Here is a 5,463-nt window from a genome sequence, read left to right on the forward strand (position 1 = left end):
AAAAAAAAGTCTCATAGATTAATTTCTATGAGACTTTTAAATAAAAACTGGCGGCGACCTACTCTCCCGCTTGTCGCAGTACCATCGGCGCTGGTGGGCTTAACTTCTGTGTTCGGAATGGGAACAGGTGAGCCCCACCGCTAAAACCACCCTAAAGGTTGTATATAGGTTTAAGGTTTTTTTCAGTTTAATGTTCAAAGTTTTTAACCCTGAATCTTAAATATCGAACCTTGAACCGTTTTTATCGGTAAATTTCATCACAAAGGCAAAACCAGTGTTGCACTTATAAATACTTAAGCTAAGTTATGATAAGCATGATTGCTCATTACCTATTACTCATTACTTATGAATAGGCTATAAATCTACGGGTAATTAGTACTACTCGGCTATGCTGTTACCAACTTTACACCTGTAGCCTATCAACGTGGTCATCTCCCACGACCCTTAAAAGATGTCTCATCTTGAGGCGAGTTTCGCACTTATATGCTTTCAGTGCTTATCTCTTCCAAACATAGCTACTCAGCGGTGCACCTGGCGGTACAACTGATACACCAGAGGTTTGTTCAATTCGGTCCTCTCGTACTAGAATCAAGCCCTCTCAAACATCTAACGCCCGCAATAGATAGAGACCGAACTGTCTCACGACGTTCTGAACCCAGCTCGCGTGCCACTTTAATGGGCGAACAGCCCAACCCTTGGGACCTTCTCCAGCCCCAGGATGTGACGAGCCGACATCGAGGTGCCGAACCTCCCCGTCGATGTGAGCTCTTGGGGGAGACTAGCCTGTTATCCCCGGAGTACCTTTTATCCTATGAGCGATGGCCCTTCCATACGGAACCACCGGATCACTATGTCCTGCTTTCGCACCTGATCGACTTGTGGGTCTCACAGTCAAGCACCCTTATGCCATTACACTCTACGCACGGTTACCAAGCGTGCTGAGGGTACCTTTGAAAGCCTCCGTTACTCTTTTGGAGGCGACCACCCCAGTCAAACTACCCACCACGCAATGTCCTTCTCTAAAGAAGTTAGGCTCCAAGTAAGTAAAGGGTGGTATTTCAACGTCGGCTCCACAAACACTAGCGTGCCTGCTTCAAAGCCTCCCACCTATCCTACACATTACTTACTCAAAGTCAATACGAAGTTATAGTAAAGGTTCACAGGGTCTTTTCGTCCCATTGCGGGTAATCGGCATCTTCACCGATACTACAATTTCACCGAGCTCGTGGCTGAGACAGTGCCCAGATCGTTACACCATTCGTGCAGGTCGGAACTTACCCGACAAGGAATTTCGCTACCTTAGGACCGTTATAGTTACGGCCGCCGTTTACTGGGGCTTCAGTCAAACGCTTCGCTTACGCTAACGCCCTTCCTTAACCTTCCAGCACCGGGCAGGTGTCAGACCCTATACAGCATCTTTCGATTTAGCAGAGTCCTGTGTTTTTGATAAACAGTCGCCTGGGCCTCTTCACTGCGGCCAACATTGCTGTTGGCGTCTCTTCTTCCGAAGTTACGAGACTATTTTGCCTAGTTCCTTAGCCACGACTCACTCGAGCACCTTAGGATTCTCTCCTCGACCACCTGTGTCGGTTTTGGTACGGGTTGCTTCACTTCGGCTTTTCTTGGATCCGATTACACTATAACAGCTTCGCCCGAAGGCTAAGCCTTGACACTTCCGTCCGTCTTCAATAGCTACATCGAACCGTCCCCTTTTTAGTGTGAGCAAGTATGGGAATATTAACCCATTGTCCATCCACTACCCCTTTCGGGTTCGCGTTAGGTCCCGACTAACCCTCAGCTGATTAGCATGGCTGAGGAAACCTTAGTCTTTCGGTGAGGGGGTTTCTCGCCCCCTTTATCGTTACTTATGCCTACATTTTCTTTTCTATAAGCTCCACAATACCTCACGATACTGCTTCAGCGCCGATAGAATGCTCTCCTACCAGATATAATTAATTATAAATCCATAGCTTCGGTATTCTGTTTATGCCCGATTATTATCCATGCCGGACCGCTCGACTAGTGAGCTGTTACGCACTCTTTAAATGAATGGCTGCTTCCAAGCCAACATCCTAGCTGTCAATGCAGTCCAACCGCGTTGCTTCAACTTAACAGAAATTTGGGGACCTTAGCTGTTGGTCTGGGTTCTTTCCCTCTCGGACATGGACCTTAGCACCCATGCCCTCACTGCCGTAGAACATTTATTAGCATTCGGAGTTTGTCAGGAATTGGTAGGCGGTGAAACCCCCGCATCCAATCAGTAGCTCTACCTCTAATAAACTTATATACGACGCTGCACCTAAATGCATTTCGGAGAGTACGAGCTATCTCCCAGTTTGATTGGCCTTTCACCCCTACCCACAGGTCATCCGAAGACTTTTCAACGTCAACCGGTTCGGTCCTCCACTTTGTGTTACCAAAGCTTCAACCTGCCCATGGGTAGATCACAAGGTTTCGCGTCTAATCCTACTAACTATGCGCCCTATTCAGACTCGCTTTCGCTCCGGCTCCGGTACTTAATACCTTAACCTCGCTAGTAAAATTAACTCGTAGGCTCATTATGCAAAAGGCACGCCGTCACAGAATTAATCTGCTCCGACCGCTTGTAGGCGTACGGTTTCAGGTTCTATTTCACCCTTCTATTCGAAGTGCTTTTCACCTTTCCTTCACAGTACTTGTTCACTATCGGTCTTTCAGGAGTATTTAGCCTTGGAGGATGGTCCCCCCATATTCAGACAGGATTTCACGTGTCCCGCCCTACTCATTTATCATCTATGTATACCTTTCGAATACCGGGCTATCACCGTCTATGGCTGTTCTTTCCAGAACATTCTTCTAAATATATAAAGACTTTTGGGCTAATCCGCTTTCGCTCGCCACTACTTACGGAATCTCTTCGATTTCTTTTCCTCCGGGTACTTAGATGTTTCAGTTCTCCGGGTTTGCTCCCATTGCTGGGTGACATGTCTTCAACATGCCGGGTTGCCCCATTCGGACATCTGCGGATCAATTCGTGTGTGCCAATCCCCGCAGCTTTTCGCAGCTTACCACGTCCTTCGTCGCCTCTGAAAGCCTAGGCATCCGCCATACGCCCTTAACGATTTCTTTCCTATTTTTAGGTTACTCAAGCACTTATAAGTGCTCGGTTTTCTCTTTGTGATGTCTTTACCGTTAATGTCAATGATCTTATTTCTAGTTCATAGTTTAAGGTTCTTGGTTCATGGAAAATGGCTCTCATCTTCCGTTATTGGAACTTTGAATATTAAACTTGAAACCCAATTGGTGGAGAATAAGGGAGTCGAACCCTTGACCTCCTGCGTGCAAGGCAGGCGCTCTAGCCAGCTGAGCTAATTCCCCCTCTAGGTGCTGTTGGCTTCCTGCTAATTGCTTTTGGCTTTTTTGCCATAAGCTATAAGCTATTTGCCAGCCGCCTTAATTAGTAGTCTCGGGCAGGCTCGAACTGCCGACCTCTACATTATCAGTGTAGCGCTCTAACCAGCTGAGCTACGAGACTTTGTATGAGTAATGGGTGATGAGTAATAAGTAATATACTTTTCCCCTTCTTCATTTCTCAATCTCTTTCCCTTTTACTAATTTCTAGTGGGTTTTGTATTTTTTATATATATCAACCAAATAAAAAACTAAAGCTTTTCTTTAAGTAAGTGCTTTGTGTATTGCTACACTAATTTTGTTTAACGTTCTTCAACGCTCTAAAATGAGATGTTCCAGCCGCACCTTCCGGTACGGCTACCTTGTTACGACTTAGCCCTAGTTACCTGTTTTACCCTAGGCAGCTCCTGTTACGGTCACCGACTTCAGGTACCCCAGACTTCCATGGCTTGACGGGCGGTGTGTACAAGGCCCGGGAACGTATTCACCGCGCCATGGCTGATGCGCGATTACTAGCGATTCCAGCTTCATAGAGTCGAGTTGCAGACTCCAATCCGAACTGAGACCGGCTTTCGAGATTTGCATCACATCGCTGTGTAGCTGCCCTCTGTACCGGCCATTGTATTACGTGTGTGGCCCAAGACGTAAGGGCCGTGATGATTTGACGTCATCCCCACCTTCCTCTCTACTTGCGTAGGCAGTCTCACTAGAGTCCCCAACTGAATGATGGCAACTAGTGACAGGGGTTGCGCTCGTTGCAGGACTTAACCTAACACCTCACGGCACGAGCTGACGACAACCATGCAGCACCTTGAAAATTGCCCGAAGGAAGGTCTATTTCTAAACCGATCAATTCCCATTTAAGTCTTGGTAAGGTTCCTCGCGTATCATCGAATTAAACCACATAATCCACCGCTTGTGCGGGCCCCCGTCAATTCCTTTGAGTTTCAAACTTGCGTTCGTACTCCCCAGGTGGCTAACTTATCACTTTCGCTTAGTCTCTGAACCCGAAAGCCCAAAAACGAGTTAGCATCGTTTACGGCGTGGACTACCAGGGTATCTAATCCTGTTCGCTCCCCACGCTTTCGTCCATCAGCGTCAGTTAAGACATAGTAACCTGCCTTCGCAATTGGTGTTCTAAGTAATATCTATGCATTTCACCGCTACACTACTTATTCCAGCTACTTCTACCTTACTCAAGACCCGCAGTATCAATGGCAGTTTCATAGTTAAGCTATGAGATTTCACCACTGACTTACGGATCCGCCTACGGACCCTTTAAACCCAATAAATCCGGATAACGCTTGCACCCTCCGTATTACCGCGGCTGCTGGCACGGAGTTAGCCGGTGCTTATTCGTACAGTACCTTCAGCTTTCCACACGTGGAAAGGTTTATCCCTGTACAAAAGAAGTTTACAACCCATAGGGCCGTCGTCCTTCACGCGGGATGGCTGGATCAGGCTCTCACCCATTGTCCAATATTCCTCACTGCTGCCTCCCGTAGGAGTCTGGTCCGTGTCTCAGTACCAGTGTGGGGGATCACCCTCTCAGGCCCCCTAAAGATCACTGACTTGGTAGGCCGTTACCCTACCAACTATCTAATCTTGCGCGTGCCCATCTCTATCCACCGGAGTTTTCAATTTTAAATGATGCCATTCAAAATATTATGGGGTATTAATCTTCCTTTCGAAAGGCTATCCCCCAGATAAAGGCAGGTTGCACACGTGTTCCGCACCCGTGCGCCGCTCTCTCGTTTCCGAAGAAACAATACCGCTCGGCTTGCATGTGTTAGGCCTCCCGCTAGCGTTCATCCTGAGCCAGGATCAAACTCTCCATTGTATGTTTGTCTGACTCACTCAAAGTTTTTTAACGCTTTAGTTTTTCCTTACTTGGTTGTTATATTGTATGTCAATGATCTTCATTTCTTCCGCTTCCTACAAAACTTAGTATCTGTCGTTCTTGTTTCGTATTTGCGAGTGCAAAAGTAATAACTTATTTTCATCTGACCAAATGTTTTGAAAGAAAATTTTAAAGTTTTTTCTGTAACCTTAACTCCTCTCTAAACCTCAATC

Annotated in this window: 2 tRNA genes and 3 rRNA genes; all 5 read right to left on the minus strand. The window is 46.7% G+C overall.

The window, feature by feature from the left end:
* Positions 1–45: 45 nt before the first annotated feature.
* The 5 genes from rrf to H6W52_RS20760 all read right to left on the minus strand — a co-directional run bounded on the left by rrf (position 46) and on the right by H6W52_RS20760 (position 5,230).
* Positions 46–154, minus strand: a 5S ribosomal RNA gene (gene rrf, locus H6W52_RS20740).
* Positions 155–352: 198 nt separating this feature from the next.
* Positions 353–3,108 (minus strand): 23S ribosomal RNA (locus tag H6W52_RS20745).
* Between the two features lie 172 nt (positions 3,109–3,280).
* Positions 3,281–3,357, minus strand: a tRNA-Ala gene (locus H6W52_RS20750).
* Positions 3,358–3,440: 83 nt separating this feature from the next.
* Positions 3,441–3,514: transfer RNA gene (locus tag H6W52_RS20755), tRNA-Ile, on the minus strand.
* A 199-nt stretch (positions 3,515–3,713) separates the two neighbouring features.
* Positions 3,714–5,230: ribosomal RNA gene (locus tag H6W52_RS20760) — 16S ribosomal RNA — on the minus strand.
* The 16S, 23S and 5S rRNA genes sit together here with 2 tRNA genes alongside, the layout of an rRNA operon.
* Positions 5,231–5,463 lie beyond the last annotated feature (233 nt).

This window comes from Chryseobacterium sp. C2(2020), from assembly GCF_014218915.1.
Taxonomy (GTDB): domain Bacteria; phylum Bacteroidota; class Bacteroidia; order Flavobacteriales; family Weeksellaceae; genus Chryseobacterium; species Chryseobacterium mucoviscidosis.